The sequence below is a fragment of the Spirosoma koreense genome (genome assembly GCF_054777875.1).
In genome coordinates, this window is record NZ_BAAHAC010000005.1 from 986,274 (window position 1) to 1,003,144 (window position 16,871).

Here is a 16,871-nt window from a genome sequence, read left to right on the forward strand (position 1 = left end):
CCATACCAGTTTTTCGGAGCCGTGCCTCTTCCTGAATCGGGGGCACGGCTATTTATTTACCGGATAATGCGGACTTCCTTGGGGCCACTGACCTCCGACTGAATCTTACCGTTGGGCAATTTAGTATGCTTCACCTTCACGACGCCGTAAGGGGTTGGAAATGTACCTTCGGCAAAGCTGAGGTCTTCCAGGTGGGGCTCGAGTTTGATGGCTCGGCAACCCGGCTCGACCACCCGAATCCCGAGCACATGCTCCGTCAGCCAGGGTGTTGGTCCCGAGGCCCAGCCGTGTGCCAGACTATGCCGGAAACCGACGTAACAGTAGGCCCCGCAATCGCCGTGAATGTCTTTTTTTCCTTCCGGCACCAGCTCGTCGATACGCCCCGCATTCTGGACCCAGTTCAGGTTGAAATCTTCCCAGAACGTGGTAGCCCCCAGTGCCAGCATGCCGCCCCAGAACTCGCGGATGTTCGCCAGTGCACCCTTATAATCGCCCGCTTTGGCTTTGGCCTGGAGCATATAATACCCGTAGAAGGTCGAGAAATTATGGGCTCCCTCAACCGCCAGCACGTCGGTATTGGCTTTTTCGGCGGGCACCAGGTTGGCCAGCGCCAGAAGCGCTGCTCCCTGCTTCGACCCATTGGGGTCGGGTACGTACTGCTTCAGGCGGGTCAGCGCCACATCACATTTTCGGGCCGTTTCGGGCTCGTTCAGGATGCGGCACAGGTCGGCCCCGGCACTGAGCGAGAGTACCATCATCGACTGCAGACCGGCGTGGATGCCTTTGGCGTTTTCGCTGGAAGGCCAGTCCAGAAACCGGGTACCGTCGAGTTTCTCGCTGTTTTTCTCGTCAATTTTCTGGATGAGCTGTTGGAGTAAACCCGTGAGGTACGACTGCTGCTGTTTCAGGTAAGTCAGGTTGCCATGCTGCATGTACCAGTCGCGCTGAATGAGAATCCACCACATCGAATAAGTACTGATGCCGTTCATCCAGCCGGGCAGGGGGGTAATGTCGCGCGCCAGATCGAGGCTTTTGGGCACCACGTCGTTATACCCGAACACGGCGTTGATGGTCGACACTTCGGGGTGCATGTCGCCTACCCAGACCAGTCGGTCGCGCTTGATGCCGTCCCAGAGGTAATCCTGCATGTTGAGGTGTACCGTGTAGGCACCTGTGGCCCAGATTTTGTTCAACAACTCGTCGCTGCTACGAAACGAACCCAGGTAGGGAATATCACGGAACGTAAAGATGGCGCGCACTTCCTTGAGCAGTAGTTCCGTATTAGCGTCGATTAAATCGATCCGGACAAACCGGAAGCCCGTATTGCCGATTTCCAGTTTCCCCAGCCAGGGCACCTGAACGGTCATATCCCGGATGGCGTGGTCGTTGGTTGCGTTCTGTTTCGGCTCGATATCGGCCATAGCCTCGCTGGCCGACTCGCCAAACCGAATCCGGACGGTGATGGGCTTACTGACGCTCCACTGGCCCGTTACGATTTGCAGACCCCCGTGCAGCTCCCGGCCAAAATCCAACAGGATTCCCGGTTTGCCGGTAGCGTCGCTTTTCAGCGAGCAGACGCCTTTTCCTGACAGGTCGGCTTGGCCATTGCCGGGTTTCAGGAGTTGCTCGACATGAGTGATAGTACCCGTTTGCCACAGCATCCTGACGGGTGGCAGAAACCGCCGGACGGTCGCTTCGGATTGGGCATTCTGGGCGCGACCCGGCTCGAAAATGGGTGGCAGCTGAGCACGGGCGATCGCGCTTAGGCTGAGGCACAATAGCCACAAAAAGGTACGGCTGAGCAACATACAGATGGTTTAGCGGGTTTCAGGTTCGAGTAATTGGAGAAAGTCCGGAGCTACGTAATCGGTTAACCAGACACCGTTGGCCGAGCGGTAGAAAGCATTTCCCCGTTCGTGCATGCTTTTGGCATCAATCCGCAAAAGACTGGGTTTACCGTGCCGGGCACCGACAATCTGGGCTGTTTTCATATCCAGGCTGAGGTGCACATGCTGTCGGCTCATTTTCCTGATGCCTTCGGCCAGAATGGAAGGCACATCCCGTGTATCGGTTCCGTGGTAAAGTACATCGGGTGGTTGCTGACGAAGCAGCCCCAGGTCGATCAGGATCGAATGGCCCTGGCTGGCGCGGATACGCGTCCGGTCCTCATTGAAGGCGAAGCGCTGCTTATCATTGGTGGCTACAAGTTCCTCCAGGTAAGCCATGTTCAGCAACGGATCGTTTTGCGTATGTTTCAGGCTGGACAGGAGCTGCTCAACCGAAGCCCAGCCGCCCTCGTCAAGAGTGAGACCGAGTACCGCCGGATTGTGGCGAAGCGCCAGACTGAGAAGCTTACTAACGTTTTTTTTATTCTGCATGGTAGAGATAGGGTGCATTGACAGATCTAAGCATCAGCCCTGTCAAACACAGTTTGCTTCGACATAAGTGATCGGAAAGCCTAACTTACTGCCGCAGTTTTGTAGCCGCCATCGGGCCAGCATCCGGCAAGACCAGCATGTACTAACGAATGGGCTACTCACTTCGGGAGCCAGCCGTTGCTTTGCATCCAGCGTTGGCATAGTCCCATCCATTCATCACGCGGTGGCGCTTTCAGAAACCCGTGATCACCTTTGGGATAAATATGCATACCCGCCGGCACCCCATGCCGATGTAAGGCTTCGTAGAACACCAGGCTGTTTTCAACGGGCACCAGCCGGTCGTCGCCGGCATGCAGCAGAAAGGTGGGAGGAGTTTGCTTGCTGACATGCAACTCATTGGAATACAGTTGTATTTGCTCGGTTGAAGGTGAAGGGCCTAGTAGATTTTTACGTGTGCCACCATGCCCCAGGCTATCGTTCAGGCTGATAACCGGATAAACCAGAATCAGGAAGTCGGGGCGCAGGCTGAGGTTCTCTTTGTTATCGATAACGGGACGGTTACTGTGGGTACCGGCGGTAGCGACCAGATGGCCACCGGCCGAAAAACCCATCATCCCGATCTTGGCGGGATCCACGTGCCACTCGGCGGCCCGCTGCCGAACCAGTCTAACGGCCTGCTGTGCATCCTGCAAGGGGCCAATCGACTTGTCGACCATGGTGTTGTCGCTCGGTAACCGGTACTTTAGAACGAAGGCCGTCACGCCCATTTTGTTGAAGATTTCAGCCACTTCATAGCCTTCGCGCTTCATCACGAGCGTACCGTAGCCGCCACCCGGACAAACGATAACCGCCGTGCCGTTGGGAGTAGGCGCCGGATAAACCGTCAGGGTTGGGTTGGCTACGCTGAAAGCGTCCTGGTTGGCATTGCTGCGTTCGGGGTCTGGCACCTGGCGAGCGTTCGGAACAGCACCCGTGTAGAGCGGAACGACGGTTTGAGCGTAGACGAACTGGGTAAGAAACAGGAAAACAAGGATCAGCCGGAACCGAAATGCAGCCATACGTATCGTTATAATAAACCAGGGATTGCCTGAGTGGCTTTGGGTAGCAACCTATCATTTGTACGGAAACAAAAATGCTTTCCGGCAGGGCGTGGAAAGCATTTCTTTGTCAACCTATGATGAAAACAATAAGCGTCTACAGGACTCTCCATTATTCACGACCTAAAATAATTATAATAACAGCTAAGAACTTTCCTATAGTTACCCATTCTATAAGGTGGATAACTGATAAAAAATATAGTTTTTGCCATATCTGCTATAGTTATTTCGTTTAACCGGTTGTTTATCAAACAATTGGACGGTTTTTGGTGACATGCAGTTAGTTGTCCTGATTTCGGTATAGGTTCGCCTGTCATCGGAGGAAAGCCACAAGCCATCGTTCAGCAAATTTTTTTCGATGCTGCCTGTGAAACCGAAAAACTATCGTAAATTTGTAAAGTAAATTAACAAGTTTACCTTATAAGTATGCTTTCACATCAGGTCGAAACCCAACTAGCCACCGATTTGCGGACCATCCTGACCCGACTCATCAAGAAACTACGGAGTGAATCGGCAACTCACGGTAAGATTTCGCTTACCGAACGCGCCGTGATTAAGCTGTTGGATAAGCAGGGGGCTCTGCTACCCAGCGAAATCGCCCGGATGGAGAAAGTGACCACGCAGTCGATGTCGCAGATACTAAATCACCTGGCCGAACTGGGCTATATTGTTCGTCAACCGCTGGAGACTGACAGGCGTAAAGTCAGTATTTCGTTGTCGGAAGCGGGACAGGCGTTTTTGCATTCGGTTAGAAATGAAGCCGACGAATGGCTGAGCAAAGCTATACGGGAAACCTGCACGACCGACGATCAGGCTGTGCTACGGCAGGCGCTGGGACCATTGACCAAACTGGTCGATTTTGATTAAAAAAGTAATGCGGCCGACCGTCTGCGCTACGAAAGATCACTCATGCCCAACTACACACTCCTTACTTCTTAAACTATGAAATGGTATCAGTATCTGGCTGCGTTTGCTGCGGGGTTCTTCCTGGCCAACGTCGTTCCTCATTATGTGCATGGTATTTCGGGTGACCCGTTTCCGTCGCCGTTTGCCAATCCGCCGGGTAAGGGTCTTTCATCGCCAACCGTCAACGTGTTGTGGGCCTGTTTCAATCTGCTGGTAGGTTACGTGCTGCTCCGGGCAAGTAAGGCATCACCGCAGCACAAACTGTCGATGCTCGCGCTGTTTTTAGGCATTGTGGCGATGTCGCTGATGGGCAGCATTCATTTTGTGGATAAGCTGAAACCGTAGTCTCCCAAGTATTGATGGCAGATACGCTGTTTCTGGCGGGGAGCGCAAGAATAACCTGCTTAAGATTTTGAAAAAAGCAGTCTGAAGGGTTGAGCACACATCAGCTGCGAAATCCTAAACAGCCTCAAACCAACGTTATGAATCTGACTACATTTCGGGCTTTCAGGAGCCGTAATTACAAACTTTTTTTCGCCGGGCAATCGATTTCGTTGCTGGGTACCTGGATGCAGAAGACCGCCGTCAGCTGGGTGATCTATGCACAGACGCATTCCAAGGTTATGCTGGGGGTTAGCGTATTCGCTACGATGTTTCCTTCGGCCGTATTTACGTCGCTGGGTGGGGTCGTATCGGATCGGTATAACCGGTATCGGGTTCTGCTGACGACACAGATTTTATCGATGGGGCAGGCCATTTTGCTTACGCTGGTGGTGTACTTTAAAAACGACGCCGTCTGGGCGATCATCGGCCTGAGTGTATTGCTGGGCATTATCAATGGATTCGATGTCCCAGCCCGTCAGTCGCTGGTATACGAGATGGTCGACGACAAAAAGGATTTGCCGAATGCGCTGGCCTTGAATTCATCCATGGTCAATCTGTCTAAATTCGTTGGACCGGCCGTAGCCGGTGTGGCGATCGAAAAGTTTGGCGAAGTGGTATGTTTCGGTCTGAATGCCGGCAGCTTCCTGGCGGTTATTGGATCGCTCATGCTGATGAGGCTACCGGTTTACGAACGGAAAAAGCACGCTAAAAACATGCTGAGTGAACTGAGCGACGGGTTTCGGTACGTCAGGGAAACGCCTTCCATCCGGTTCATCATTGGTATGCTGGCGCTGGTGAGTCTGTTTGTTCTGCCCTTCACGACACTCATGCCCGTTTATGCGAAAGATGTCTTTCAGGGTACGGCGTCTACGTTTGGGCTCATCGATAGTGCCATTGGATTTGGGGCCTTTATCGGTGCCATCTTTTTAGCGTCGTTGAAACCCGGCGCTAACCTCAGCAAAATACTGGCTGTCAATACCTTCGTTTTCGGCACTGGGCTGATCCTGTTTTCCCATACGACCTGGTATCCACTGGCGCTGTTTTTTATTGTCATTGGGGCTTTCGGGATGATGTCGCAGGTGACGATCAGCAACACGCTGATTCAGACCACGGTCGCGCCTGCCATGCGGGGTCGGGTCATTAGCCTTTTCGTGATGGCTTACACCGCCATGTTGCCGCTGGGTAGTCTGCTTGTCGGCAGTGTGTCGCACTACTCGGGTGTGCAGAACACCGTCCTGGGGGAGGGTATACTGGCCTTGCTGATCGGTTTACTGCATCTGCGCTTTCTGCGAAAAACGAATTCGCGCAAACCCGTACCGGACATACCAATACCCGCGGCTGCTCTACCGGTCGCAGAAAGCCATCCAGGGTTGGTTTGAGTAGCCAATAGTCTTATTTCGTCATGTCTCACGTAAACCTGGCTAACCATGATAACCGCACTCGATCCGAATACGGCGCTGGTTTTAATTGATTTTCAAAAGGCGGTGCTTCAGTATCCACTGCTGACGCCTGCGGCTACTCTTTTAGCCAGCACGGTCAAACTGATCACGGCATTCCGAAGAGCGAATCTACCCATTGTGATCGTTACGGTGCAGCCTGCCGCTCCCGATAAAGCCATACGCCGGAATAACCAATCCACCGTCGGCGCAGGTGTTTCGCCCGATTTGCTGGCACTAGCTCCGGACATTGAAACCCGGCCTGACGATATTTTTATCACCAAGCATTCCTGGGGCGCTTTTTATGACACGCCACTGGATGAAGAACTAACGAAGCGCAACGTAACGGGGATTGTGCTATCAGGAGTCGCTACCAGCCGGGGCGTCGAGAGTACGGCCCGGGCCGCCAGCGAACGAGGGTATAACCTTGCTTTTGCCCAGGATACCATCACCGATACCATAGCGAGTGTTCACGACAATAGCTTCACCTATATTTTTCCCCGCCTGGGTGAAGTAGGCAATTCTGAAGAAATCATCGCTCTGCTGGCGAAGCGGTCCTGATCCGACAAGCTGAAATACTGACCAGGAAATGTCATCGACGGGATAAAAAAAGCCCGCCCGGTTCCGAAGAAGCGGGCGGGCGGAGCGTTGAATGATGGGTCGGGCTTGTCCGAAAAGACCGGCCACATTAAAGTTGAGGTTGTATTCAATGATCAGCCCAGCAGGCTGAGTACTTCAGGTCGTATCGACTTAGTGACGAATGTCGACACGGGTAACAAACTGTTTCTGATTCGGGCCAACCACGAAGGTGTAGGCACCGTCGGGCAGCGACGACAGATCGAAACGACGGGTCGAGCCTTTGAACGTATCGGTCTGAACCAGTACGTTCTGCGCATCGTAGATCGCTACGTTGGCTTCTTCGAGATTCTTAGCGGGCAGCACCACTTCGATCTTGTTTTTTTCGTAAGCCGTCAGCGTCGGTTCGGCTACCTGTTTCAGGTTCCGGGGGTCGATGTTCACCGCGTTCGACTTGATCGTCAGGGGTTGCGACATCCACCAGGCGTTGTTACCAGCCGTCAGGTAGTACTGACCGTCGGGCAGGTTGTTCAGGTTGAACGACGTTGCGCCTTTGGTGTGTTTCGAGATCAGACCCCGGTAGAGTACGTTACCGTCGGCATCGATAATGGCCACGTCAACGGAAGCGCCGGGTTGTGTATAGACGCGCACTTTCTTTTGTTCGGACTTCTCAACTTTCACACCACCCATTCCCGATCCATTGTCGGCTTTGGCATCTCCCATGCCTGCCAGACTCCATGCTGATAGCAGGACAGCAATTGATAAACGGAACTGTTTCATTGGTTTGAAATATTTAGTTTTAACGCTACAAAGGTGTGGGCTGATCTGGGTTTAATGCAATAGGTAGCGGCTCTCCTGAGCCGTTTACGACTAATATTCTTTTAAAAAGACAATTTGCTATTGGTAGAATAGGGCGATTATTGAAAAAGTACAATAAGTCCCTTTAAATTACTTATGAATTGTATTTTTCTAATATTTCTAAAGAATAGGACTTTGCCGATTTGCGTACCTACTTTTCATGTCCATAATCCAATTCCGTAAAAATAGCGGGTGTCGACGGTGGCTTCTGACAGGGCTTACTTCGGGCAATTTGGCAGACGCGGCCTTATCGTCAGCAACCTAGGCCCGGCTTCCGACGGCAGGACCACGGATTAACAAGCAATTAATTTATGGGTAGTCTGTTGCTTTATGAGCAGGTAGCGCCTGTATATCGCGTAGTGATCCCTTAAAAGCCGCAAACAAACGCGTACAAAAAAGCTTACACTAAAAAACGAATTGGAAAATTCATGGATCAGGTATTAAAAGGGCAAATTGCGATCATTACTGGTGCCAGCAGCGGCATCGGAGCCGGAGTCGCTAAGTCGCTGGCGGCAGTGGGCGCAACGGTTGTTATCAATTATCCCGTCGAAGCGACGAAGGCTGCTGCCGAAGCGGTGCTGAAAGAAGTTACTGACGCGGGCGGTACGGGGATTATAGCGCAGGCCGACGTCAGCAAAGAAGACGATGTCATCAAAATGTTTGCCGATGTGGTGAGCCAATTTGGTACGGTCGATATATTGATCAACAACGCCGGGCTACAGCGCGATGCCAAATTCCACGAAATGACCCTCGATCAGTGGAACACCGTGATCAACGTAAACCTGACGGGCCAGTTTCTGTGCGCCCGCGAAGCCATTCGCGAATTCCTGCGCCGGGGCCCCCGACCGGAAGTGTCCGTTGCCACCGGCAAGATTATCTGCATGAGTTCGGTCCATGAACTGATTCCCTGGGCCGGGCACGTAAACTACGCTACGTCGAAAGGCGGGGTCAAAATGCTGATGCAGTCGCTGGCGCAGGAATACGGAGATCACCGAATCCGGGTGAACAGCATCTGTCCGGGGGCTATTCAAACGCCCATCAACCGGTCCGCCTGGGAAACCCCGCAGGCGCTGAACAGCCTGATGACCCTGATTCCCTACAACCGCATTGGCCAGCCGCAGGACATCGGTAACCTGGCCGTTTTTCTGGCGTCCGACTTATCGGACTATATCACCGGAGCCAGCATTTTCATCGACGGCGGCATGACCGTGTTCGAAGGATTCGCTGGTAATGGATAAGGTAGAATGAATAATGGATAATGCACAATGAATAATGAGTGACGGGACCAAACTCCCCGTTATTCCCTGCTCATTGTGCATTATTCATTCTACATTATCCATTGTTCATTACACCCTATGACTGCTGAACAAAAGCGATTAGAAGACCCTGCCTGGCGACAGTGGGGGCCGTACGTATCCGACCGGCAATGGGGGACCGTGCGCGAAGATTACAGCTCCAACGGCGATGCCTGGAATTATACCACCCACGACATGGCCCGCAGTTATACCTACCGCTGGGGCGAAGAGGGAATCGGAGGAATCTGCGATGATAAACAACAACTGTGTCTGGCCCTGGCGCTCTGGAACGGCAACGATCCGATCCTGAAGGAACGCTTTTTCGGCCTGACGAACGCGGAAGGAAACCACGGCGAAGATGTCAAGGAATTGTATTATTACCTCGACAATACCCCGACGCATTCGTACCAGCGCATGCTGTATAAATACCCGCAGGCGGCTTATCCGTACGACTGGCTGGTGCAGGAAAATGGTCGCCGGACGCGGCAGGACCCCGAATTCGAACTGCTCGACACGGGTATCTTCGACGACGACCGCTATTTCGATGTATGTATTGAATACGCGAAAGAAGGGCCGCAGGATATTCTGATGCAGGTAACGGTGCACAACCGGGGGCCGGAACCGGCCGGTCTGCACCTGCTCCCGACGCTGTGGTTCCGGAATACGTGGGTATTTGGCACTGATACGGACGCCGTACCGACCTATCGGCCGACGCTCGTGCGGCTGTCGCACCATATGGTATCCGTTGAAGATTCGGCCCTGGGGCGATATGTGCTACACGCCGATGGCGCACCCGAGTGGCTGTTCTGCGAGAATGAAACCAACCTGGCCCGGCTCTACAATACGCATACTGGATCGCCGTATCCAAAAGATGGCATCAACGACTACCTGCTGCATGGTAAGCCTACCGTCAATCCGCGTCAGACAGGCACGAAAGCAACCGCCCATTATACCCTGAACATCGGCGCGGGCGAGTCGGCAACGATCCGCCTGCGGCTCGAAGCCACGGGAATCACCAGGCCGTTCCATACGTTCGAGGCTATTTTTGAGAAACGGCAGGCCGAAGCCGACGCGTTTTACCAGGTCATTCAGCCCCGCCAGGCTACGCCCGACGAAAAACTGATTCAGCGACAGGCCTTTGCGGGGATGCTCTGGAGTAAGCAATTCTATTACTACGACGTGTCGCGCTGGCTGGCGGGCGACCCCAACGCTCCCCCGCCACCGCCCGAGCGGATGAAAGGACGGAACCATACCTGGCTGCAACTGATCAACGCGGGCGTTATTTCTATGCCCGACAAGTGGGAGTATCCGTGGTATGCCGCCTGGGACTGGGCTTTTCACTGCATCACCCTGGCGCAGATCGATCCGGCTTTCGCCAAACAGCAGCTTATGTTGCTGACGAACGAATGGTACATGCACCCGAACGGGCAGCTACCAGCTTACGAATGGAATTTCTCGGACGTGAATCCGCCCGTACAGGCCTGGGCAGCGTGGCGCATTTACCACCAGGAGATCAAGCGCAACCCCAATGCCGAAGGGGATCTGCCGTTCCTGCGGGGTATTTTCCATAAAATGATGCTCAATTTTACCTGGTGGGTCAACCGCAAAGACGAATCGGGGAATAATATTTTCGAAGGCGGATTTCTGGGGCTGGACAACATCGGCGTCTTCGACCGGAACACCGTATTTCCCGACGGTAGCCACCTGGAGCAGGCCGATGGCACAAGCTGGATGGCCATGTACGCGCTCAACATGATGCGGATCGCCCTCGAACTGGCCCGCCACGACTGCGTCTACGACGAGCTGGCTACCAAGTTCTTCGATCACTTTCTCTACATCGCCGGGGCCATCACCAACATTGGGCAGAACAACCTGGGGTTGTGGAACGAAGAGGAAGGATTTTTCTACGATCAGCTCCGGATGAGCGACGGCAGTATTCACCAGCTGCGCGTCCGAACGATCGTAGGTTTGATTCCTATGTTTGCGGTTGAGATCCTGAACGATGAATTGATGCAAGCCAATCCGGCTTTTCTGAACCGGATGATCTGGTTTCAGGGGCATCGCCCGGATCTATACCACCAGGTATCGCGGTACACCGAAAAAGGCATCGACCAGAAACGGTTGCTCAGTTTGTTACGGGGCTTCCGGCTGAGGTCGCTGCTGACGAAAATGCTCGATGAGTCCGAGTTTCTGAGTCCACACGGGGTTCGGGCCGTCTCGCAAGTCTACCGCGATCATCCGTATGAGTTTACCCTGGAAAACACCACCTTCCGCCTGACGTATACCCCGGCCGAAAGCGACAGCGATATGTTTGGTGGTAATAGCAACTGGCGCGGACCAGTCTGGATGCCCATCAATTACCTGCTCGTCGAAAGCCTGGACCGGTTTTATCATTATTTCGGTGATGACTTCACGGTCGAATGCCCGGTGGGGTCGGGCCAGCAGATGACCCTGAAAGCCGTGGCGCATGAACTGATGAACCGCCTGATCAGCCTGTTTACGATAGACGATGCCGGACGACGACCGGCTTTCGGCCAGCACACCAAATACCAGGACCCCCATTTCCGAGACTACGTGCTCTTCTACGAATATTTCGATGGCGACACTGGGCGCGGGGTAGGGGCCAGCCACCAGACGGGATGGACCGGGCTGGTGGCCGAACTGATTACCCGGAAATACACCAGTTTTTAATAAGCAGGCGGTACGATTTGCGCTGGATGCATACCACGGTTGCTGATGACGGTACGAATACCCGTGGCACGCTTCCAGCGCAAATCGCACCGCCCGGAAACACCCAAGCCTATACACAAACGATCCCGTAATGACGTTGCTCATTACGGGATCGTTTGTGTATAGGCTGTATTAGATAGCTTTAGCGACGGGCCGGGCGAAGTACCACAAATTGTTGCTGGAGCAGATAATAACCACCGAACAGGATACCACTGAAAAACAGGTCGCCCAGCAGGCCGTTCAGGAAAAAGGACGTTCCGTTATAAAACGCTAAGCCAGCGGCATAGCAACTCATCAGACCTGCTGGAGTTTGTGGATAATACGAACTGCCATACCAGACCGCAAAGTTGGTGATCAGGAAAAACAGCACCGACGAAGCGATGGACGCCAGTGCGATCCGGCCAGCCGTTGGACGAGCCGACCGACCGGTCAGGGCCCACAGCCCAAGCAGCCAGGTCAGGGCAAAACTAAAGTAAACGGCGCCCATGCTCCCGTGGAAACCGATCAGCGTATCGCTCAGCAGCATAGCCGCCAGCGGAACGGCCAGCCCGAGCCATTTGCGTTCGAAAGCTGCGGCTCCGAAAAGTGCCAGCGCAGCAACGGGCGTAAAGTTGTACCAGTGCGGCACTAAACGAAATAAGGCGGTCGCCAGCACAATGGCGGTGAGCGTGGTCAGGCGAATCTGGAGCGGTTTCATGGTGTACAATCAACGGTTAATGTACTGAACTGTATAGGACGAACTCGTCAGGGTCAGCTTCGACACGGCCCCGTAATCAAGGTTGAGTCGGTAAGCATTCGACAAAGGTAACTCCATAAACAGACACAGCAAAGCCCGAATAACCCCGCCGTGCGAAACAATGAACACGGTCTGGTGGGGCTCCGACTTGGAAAGCGGTACAATCTGCTCCTGCCAGAAAGCCTGCACCCGTTCGGAAACATCCCGAAAATTCTCGCCGTTGGGCGTTCGTACCGAAACGAAATCGGTTCGCCAAGTGCTCAACTGGTCGGCAGGAATATCGGCCCAGGGGACCATTTCCCAGTCGCCGAAAAAGTACTCTTTCAGGCGGTCATCGAACCGGATCGACGGCGGCTGTTCATCGACAACCCTGGTCTGGCCGGGGGCCGTTTCGATCTGACTACCGGCGGTCAGGGCCGACGCCAGGTCGGTGGCCAACCGTCGGCAGCGGGTCAGGGGCGACGAAAAAATCACCGATGGGTGGGGGAGTAGCAGGCCATCGGGCAGGTGGTTGCGCAACCGGGTTAGTTGTTCGTCGTACGTGTCGGTCAGGTCGACGTCGGTCTGGCCATAGGCAATTTGTCGGCCAACGGCCACTTCTGTGTGGCGGATCAGGTAGATATCCATTCGTGAGGGTTTGTAGGCCAAACCGCCCCCGGGCCAATTGGTTTCAATCTGTTGTATTTCTGCCAATGATAAGAAGAAACGGGCCGATCCGCTGGTATGACCCCGTCGGGGTCACATAGTTATAGTGAATTCGATTTTCTATAAACAGTTGACCCCGACGGGGTCATACCAGCGGATCGGATTTAGAATTTTATGGTTTTCTCTGTCATCCCGACGTCAGGAGGGATCTCAACATGTCCTTACCAGAGTGTAGGAAATCATTAAGATCCCTCCTGCGTCGGGATGACAGAAAAGTAGGATGCGCTGTTGAGGAAGGGACGATCTGAAGGAGGATATATCTCATTGATGAAACCACTGTTTGCCACTCATCAAGTTATAATACCCTTTATTCCTTAAATTTACCATTCATTAACGATTAGATAGTTGTCTAAATGATTAATTAGATATTTGTCTAACAATTTAATAGTTTATTGATGAACACCCTCTTTAAAGCCCTGAACGATCCGACGCGTCGGCAGATACTGGACCTGTTGCGGAAAGGTGATCTGAACGCCGGTGAGATTGCCGACCGATTCGACATGACAAAGCCCAGCATTTCGCACCACCTCGATTTATTGCGGCAGGCCGGGTTAGTCGAAGCGACGAAGCAGGGGCAGTTTATCAACTATACCCTAAACACCACCGTACTCGATGAGTTGCTGGCCTGGCTCATGAGCTTTCAGAAAACCGAGGCTACCCCCCCTGAACCGAAAAAAACCGAACCAACCCATTAAACAATTTTACCGCCATGAAAACAGAGTCTTACGCTCCCGAAATGCTGATGATTGGTACCTTACTGACCCCCTTTGCGTATGCTGCGCTGATCTGGCAGCAGTTGCCGACGGAAGTAGCCATCCATTACACCCTGACCGGAAACCCGGATGGCTGGATGCCTAAAGAAACGGTCGCTTTGCTGCTGGGTGTGGTGTCGGTGATGAGCTATGTACTCCTGCGCTTTTTACCCGCCATCGACCCCAAAGGGCGGCTGCAGTCGGTAAATTTTGTCAGGCTGCGGTATGTGATTACCCTGACTGTCGCGGCCATTGTGGGCTGGGTCTGGTATATGGCCGCTCACCAGAAAAACCAGCCGGAGTCGCTGGGGCTGCTGCTGGCCATCACCGGACTTATGCTGGCCGGAATCGGGAATTACCTCACGACGGTCAGGCCCAACTGGTTTGTCGGTATACGCACCCCGTGGACACTCGCCAGCGAGGTGGTCTGGCGCAAAACCCACCGGCTTGGCGGTCGGCTGATGGTATTCGGCGGATTGGTAGCGGCCATACTCGCTCTGGTAGTGCCGATACCTTACCGGGTCGGTAGCGTCGTAACGGTTATGCTCGCGACCGCGCTGATTCCGGTAATTTATTCGTACATCTCCTATCAGCAGGAAAAAGCGCACCCGCTCAATGGATAATACAGTCGGGTATTTCGTTCGTGGCCGGCGGTCGCCCTACGGTTCTGCGCATCGGAAACCGTAGCACGCTCGTCAGGCACCCACGGAAAGCTCTGTTCAATGTCTTATGCTTATCAGTACACCTCCCTATTATGAAACGTTTCCTACTTTCCAGCGGGCTTATTGCCGCCCTTTACCTGACTGCTTTCGGGCAGACACACGAAGATATCCAGTACAAAATTGCCGTTCCGGCGGGCGTTGACCTGACGCTCGAAGGCACCCTGACCGTGCCCCCACTGAAAAGCAAAGCGATACCCGTGGTGCTGATCATTGCCGGTTCGGGCCCAACCGACCGCGATTGTAATAGCCCATACGGGTTGAAATCGAATGCGTTCAGAATGCTGTCCGACAGCCTGGTCAGTAAAGGTATTGCCGTGGCGCGCTACGACAAACGCGGCTCCGGTACGAACCTGAACGCGGCCGCTACGGCGCTGAAACCCGAAGAATTCGTATTCGATCATTACGTTTCGGATGCCGTAGGGTTTATTCGGCTATTGCAGGCCGACAAACGGTTTTCTAAAGTGATCGTAGCGGGGCATTCGGAAGGTTCGCTGGTTGGCTTGCTGGCCGCCGAACGAACCAATGCCAGTGGCTTTGTGTCGATCGAGGGCGCGGGCCGCAACATTGCCGAGGTGATGAAAGCACAGGGGCGAATGGCCGGGAACCCGATTGCACTGCAGGCCGAAGTCGATCAGGCGCTGGACTCCCTGAAGGCGGGGCAGACCGTACACCCAAAGAATCCGATTCTGCGCGCTCAACTTTCGCCCAAAGCCCAGCCCGCCCTGATATCCTGGATGAAATACGACCCCGCGATTGTCATTAAAGATTACGCCGGACCGGTGCTGATCATTCAGGGAAAGAACGATTTACAGGTATCGATGACCGATGCCGAACGACTGAAAGCGGCCTGCCCGAACGCCAGGCTAGTGGTATTCGACCGGATGAACCACATTCTGAAAGATGTCGACGGGCTCGACCAAACGGCGAATTTCAAGACCTACAACGATCCGCTGTTGCCGCTCACGCCTGGCCTGCCAACGGCCATTGCCGCCTTTGTGAAGCCATAGCGCTGTCTGGTACTTGTAGTACCGACTTGTTAGTCAATTGGCCGAGTAGTGTTGCAGATAGGCGATCAGGCGCTCAAAGTGAATCTGCTCGTAGGGGTTCTGCGTCTGGCGGAAAAGCAGGTGCCGGTAGCGGTCGATCAATCCATCGAAATGGGGATTGTGATTCAACCGGGCCGCAATGAGTCCTTTGTAACAACGGTGGGTCTGATTATATACGTACGGACAGGGCTGAGACGGAAATTCGTTCAGGAGCCGGTCGAGCGTAGGTAGGACCGACGCCGATGCCAGAAAATCGAACCCTTGCTGATCGAAAAACCGCTCGATTTTTTCGCAGACGTCCGCCAGTTCATCGTCTGAATGAATTTTGTAGCGCGGGTGCTGCGAGCCACTGAACCGACTGATGGAAACGATCAGCGTGTTGGCATCGGCCCGCAGATCGGGGAGGTTGTTCAGGAATTGCTGAGCGATCTGTTCGACCTGTTCGTTGCGGCAGCCGAAGTTCACGTCGAGCATGGTGTCGTTGCTATAAAACACCGATGAGAGAATGACATTCTGAAAGCCGCTTTGCGTAATCCGGCGAAACTGTTTTTTTTCGCTCAGCAAGGTGTACTCGTGCCCCATAAAAAACGGGGCCAGGTGCTGATACAGATTCGTTTCAAAAGGCGTAATAGTCATCGGTCGAAGCCAGGCTGACCCCGGTAGGGGTGCATAGCGAAGTAACTCGTTTTAAAAGCTTTAAGTTATAAAGATTTTGTGAATAATGTGAATTATTGCCTTGTTTCGAACTAAAAAGTGAGGGACTGGGTTACCTTAATTGCACACGCTCTTTAGGAGTGTCAATTTGGGGACGACCGGAATTGACAGCTTGCTGAGGTCGCGGGTAAGCATGCCGGGAGTTGACGGAATTTCCCGACCCGAACAAATCGTCAAAACAATAACTGGCGAGTATAACTACGCCATGGCTGCCTAATCCGGAGGATTAAGCAATAGCCATTGTCTCCCCGGCCTACGTGCTGCTGGCTGGATCAGGAGGCATCGACTCGCAGCGCTGGCTCGGTTAATGGTGTTAACGGCCGAGTAAGACACTAGCACCTACGGATGACGCTTGGTCTGGTATACACCGGGCCGATTCCCGACAATCCCAAGTATACCTAAGCATGTAGAAAGCACGACGGTTTCCTTGACTGGACGAGGGTTCAAATCCCTCCGTCTCCACTGCATAAAGGCCTGTAAATCAGCGATTTACAGGCCTTTTTTAATTGTCATGCATAAAAATGACAATCCTGTGA

General features: G+C 53.5%; 16 protein-coding genes and 1 other RNA gene. 10 read left to right on the forward strand and 7 right to left on the reverse strand.

The window, feature by feature from the left end:
• Positions 1-56: 56 nt before the first annotated feature.
• The 3 genes from ACYVC2_RS09825 to ACYVC2_RS09835 form a co-directional block, all read right to left on the reverse strand.
• On the reverse strand, positions 57-1,808 hold the full coding sequence (locus ACYVC2_RS09825) for an alpha-L-rhamnosidase-related protein (RefSeq protein ID WP_461102130.1): 1,752 nt from the start codon (positions 1,806-1,808) through the stop codon (positions 57-59).
• Positions 1,809-1,817: 9 nt separating this feature from the next.
• Positions 1,818-2,378 (reverse strand): RNA 2'-phosphotransferase, encoded by a 561-nt coding sequence (locus ACYVC2_RS09830; protein WP_461102131.1) that lies wholly within the window; start codon positions 2,376-2,378, stop codon positions 1,818-1,820.
• A 158-nt stretch (positions 2,379-2,536) separates the two neighbouring features.
• A complete protein-coding gene (locus tag ACYVC2_RS09835; RefSeq protein WP_461102132.1) occupies positions 2,537-3,436 on the reverse strand; it encodes an alpha/beta hydrolase in 900 nt (299 codons plus the stop codon).
• A 465-nt stretch (positions 3,437-3,901) separates the two neighbouring features.
• Between ACYVC2_RS09835 and ACYVC2_RS09840 the strand changes: the two genes are divergently transcribed.
• The 4 genes from ACYVC2_RS09840 to ACYVC2_RS09855 all read left to right on the forward strand — a co-directional run bounded on the left by ACYVC2_RS09840 (position 3,902) and on the right by ACYVC2_RS09855 (position 6,762).
• Positions 3,902-4,342 carry a MarR family winged helix-turn-helix transcriptional regulator gene (locus tag ACYVC2_RS09840; RefSeq protein ID WP_461102133.1) on the forward strand — a complete coding sequence of 147 codons (441 nt, stop codon included), beginning with the start codon at positions 3,902-3,904 and terminating at the stop codon, positions 4,340-4,342.
• A gap of 75 nt (positions 4,343-4,417) precedes the next feature.
• On the forward strand, positions 4,418-4,726 hold the full coding sequence (locus tag ACYVC2_RS09845) for a hypothetical protein (RefSeq protein WP_461102134.1): 309 nt from the start codon (positions 4,418-4,420) through the stop codon (positions 4,724-4,726).
• 137 nt (positions 4,727-4,863) lie between these two features.
• Positions 4,864-6,144 carry an MFS transporter gene (locus ACYVC2_RS09850; RefSeq protein ID WP_461102135.1) on the forward strand — a complete coding sequence of 427 codons (1,281 nt, stop codon included), beginning with the start codon at positions 4,864-4,866 and terminating at the stop codon, positions 6,142-6,144.
• A gap of 48 nt (positions 6,145-6,192) precedes the next feature.
• The gene (locus ACYVC2_RS09855) at positions 6,193-6,762 is read left to right on the forward strand and encodes an isochorismatase family protein (protein ID WP_461102136.1); all 570 of its coding nucleotides are present in this window, start codon (positions 6,193-6,195) and stop codon (positions 6,760-6,762) included.
• A 189-nt stretch (positions 6,763-6,951) separates the two neighbouring features.
• On the opposite strand, the gene ACYVC2_RS09860 is transcribed toward ACYVC2_RS09855, so the two are convergent.
• Positions 6,952-7,557 (reverse strand): T9SS C-terminal target domain-containing protein, encoded by a 606-nt coding sequence (locus ACYVC2_RS09860; protein ID WP_461102137.1) that lies wholly within the window; start codon positions 7,555-7,557, stop codon positions 6,952-6,954.
• Positions 7,558-8,063: 506 nt separating this feature from the next.
• On the opposite strand from ACYVC2_RS09860, the gene ACYVC2_RS09865 reads away from it, so the two are divergent.
• Positions 8,064-8,873 (forward strand): SDR family oxidoreductase, encoded by an 810-nt coding sequence (locus ACYVC2_RS09865; protein ID WP_461102138.1) that lies wholly within the window; start codon positions 8,064-8,066, stop codon positions 8,871-8,873.
• 117 nt (positions 8,874-8,990) lie between these two features.
• Complete coding sequence (locus tag ACYVC2_RS09870) at positions 8,991-11,621, forward strand: MGH1-like glycoside hydrolase domain-containing protein (RefSeq protein ID WP_461102139.1); 2,631 nt, start codon at positions 8,991-8,993, stop codon at positions 11,619-11,621.
• Between the two features lie 181 nt (positions 11,622-11,802).
• On the opposite strand, the gene ACYVC2_RS09875 is transcribed toward ACYVC2_RS09870, so the two are convergent.
• Positions 11,803-12,357 carry a DUF6580 family putative transport protein gene (locus tag ACYVC2_RS09875; protein ID WP_461102140.1) on the reverse strand — a complete coding sequence of 185 codons (555 nt, stop codon included), beginning with the start codon at positions 12,355-12,357 and terminating at the stop codon, positions 11,803-11,805.
• 9 nt (positions 12,358-12,366) lie between these two features.
• A complete protein-coding gene (gene cobC / locus ACYVC2_RS09880) occupies positions 12,367-13,023 on the reverse strand; it encodes an alpha-ribazole phosphatase family protein (protein ID WP_461102142.1) in 657 nt (218 codons plus the stop codon).
• Between the two features lie 473 nt (positions 13,024-13,496).
• Here cobC and ACYVC2_RS09885 point away from each other — a divergent pair, with 473 nt between their 5' ends.
• From ACYVC2_RS09885 to ACYVC2_RS09895, 3 genes are all read left to right on the forward strand, one after another.
• On the forward strand, positions 13,497-13,796 hold the full coding sequence (locus ACYVC2_RS09885) for an autorepressor SdpR family transcription factor (protein WP_461102143.1): 300 nt from the start codon (positions 13,497-13,499) through the stop codon (positions 13,794-13,796).
• Positions 13,797-13,810: 14 nt separating this feature from the next.
• A complete protein-coding gene (locus tag ACYVC2_RS09890) occupies positions 13,811-14,476 on the forward strand; it encodes an SdpI family protein (protein WP_461102144.1) in 666 nt (221 codons plus the stop codon).
• Positions 14,477-14,607: 131 nt separating this feature from the next.
• Entirely contained in the window at positions 14,608-15,582 is a 975-nt protein-coding gene (locus tag ACYVC2_RS09895; protein ID WP_461102145.1) for an alpha/beta hydrolase family protein, read from the forward strand.
• 33 nt (positions 15,583-15,615) lie between these two features.
• Here the strand turns inward: ACYVC2_RS09895 and ACYVC2_RS09900 are convergent, their stop codons facing one another.
• Positions 15,616-16,257: a hypothetical protein gene (locus ACYVC2_RS09900; protein ID WP_461102146.1), complete on the reverse strand. Its 642-nt coding sequence runs from the start codon at positions 16,255-16,257 to the stop codon at positions 15,616-15,618.
• A 168-nt stretch (positions 16,258-16,425) separates the two neighbouring features.
• Here ACYVC2_RS09900 and ssrA point away from each other — a divergent pair.
• Positions 16,426-16,800, forward strand: a transfer-messenger RNA (tmRNA) gene (ssrA, locus tag ACYVC2_RS09905).
• Positions 16,801-16,871: the final 71 nt, after the last annotated feature.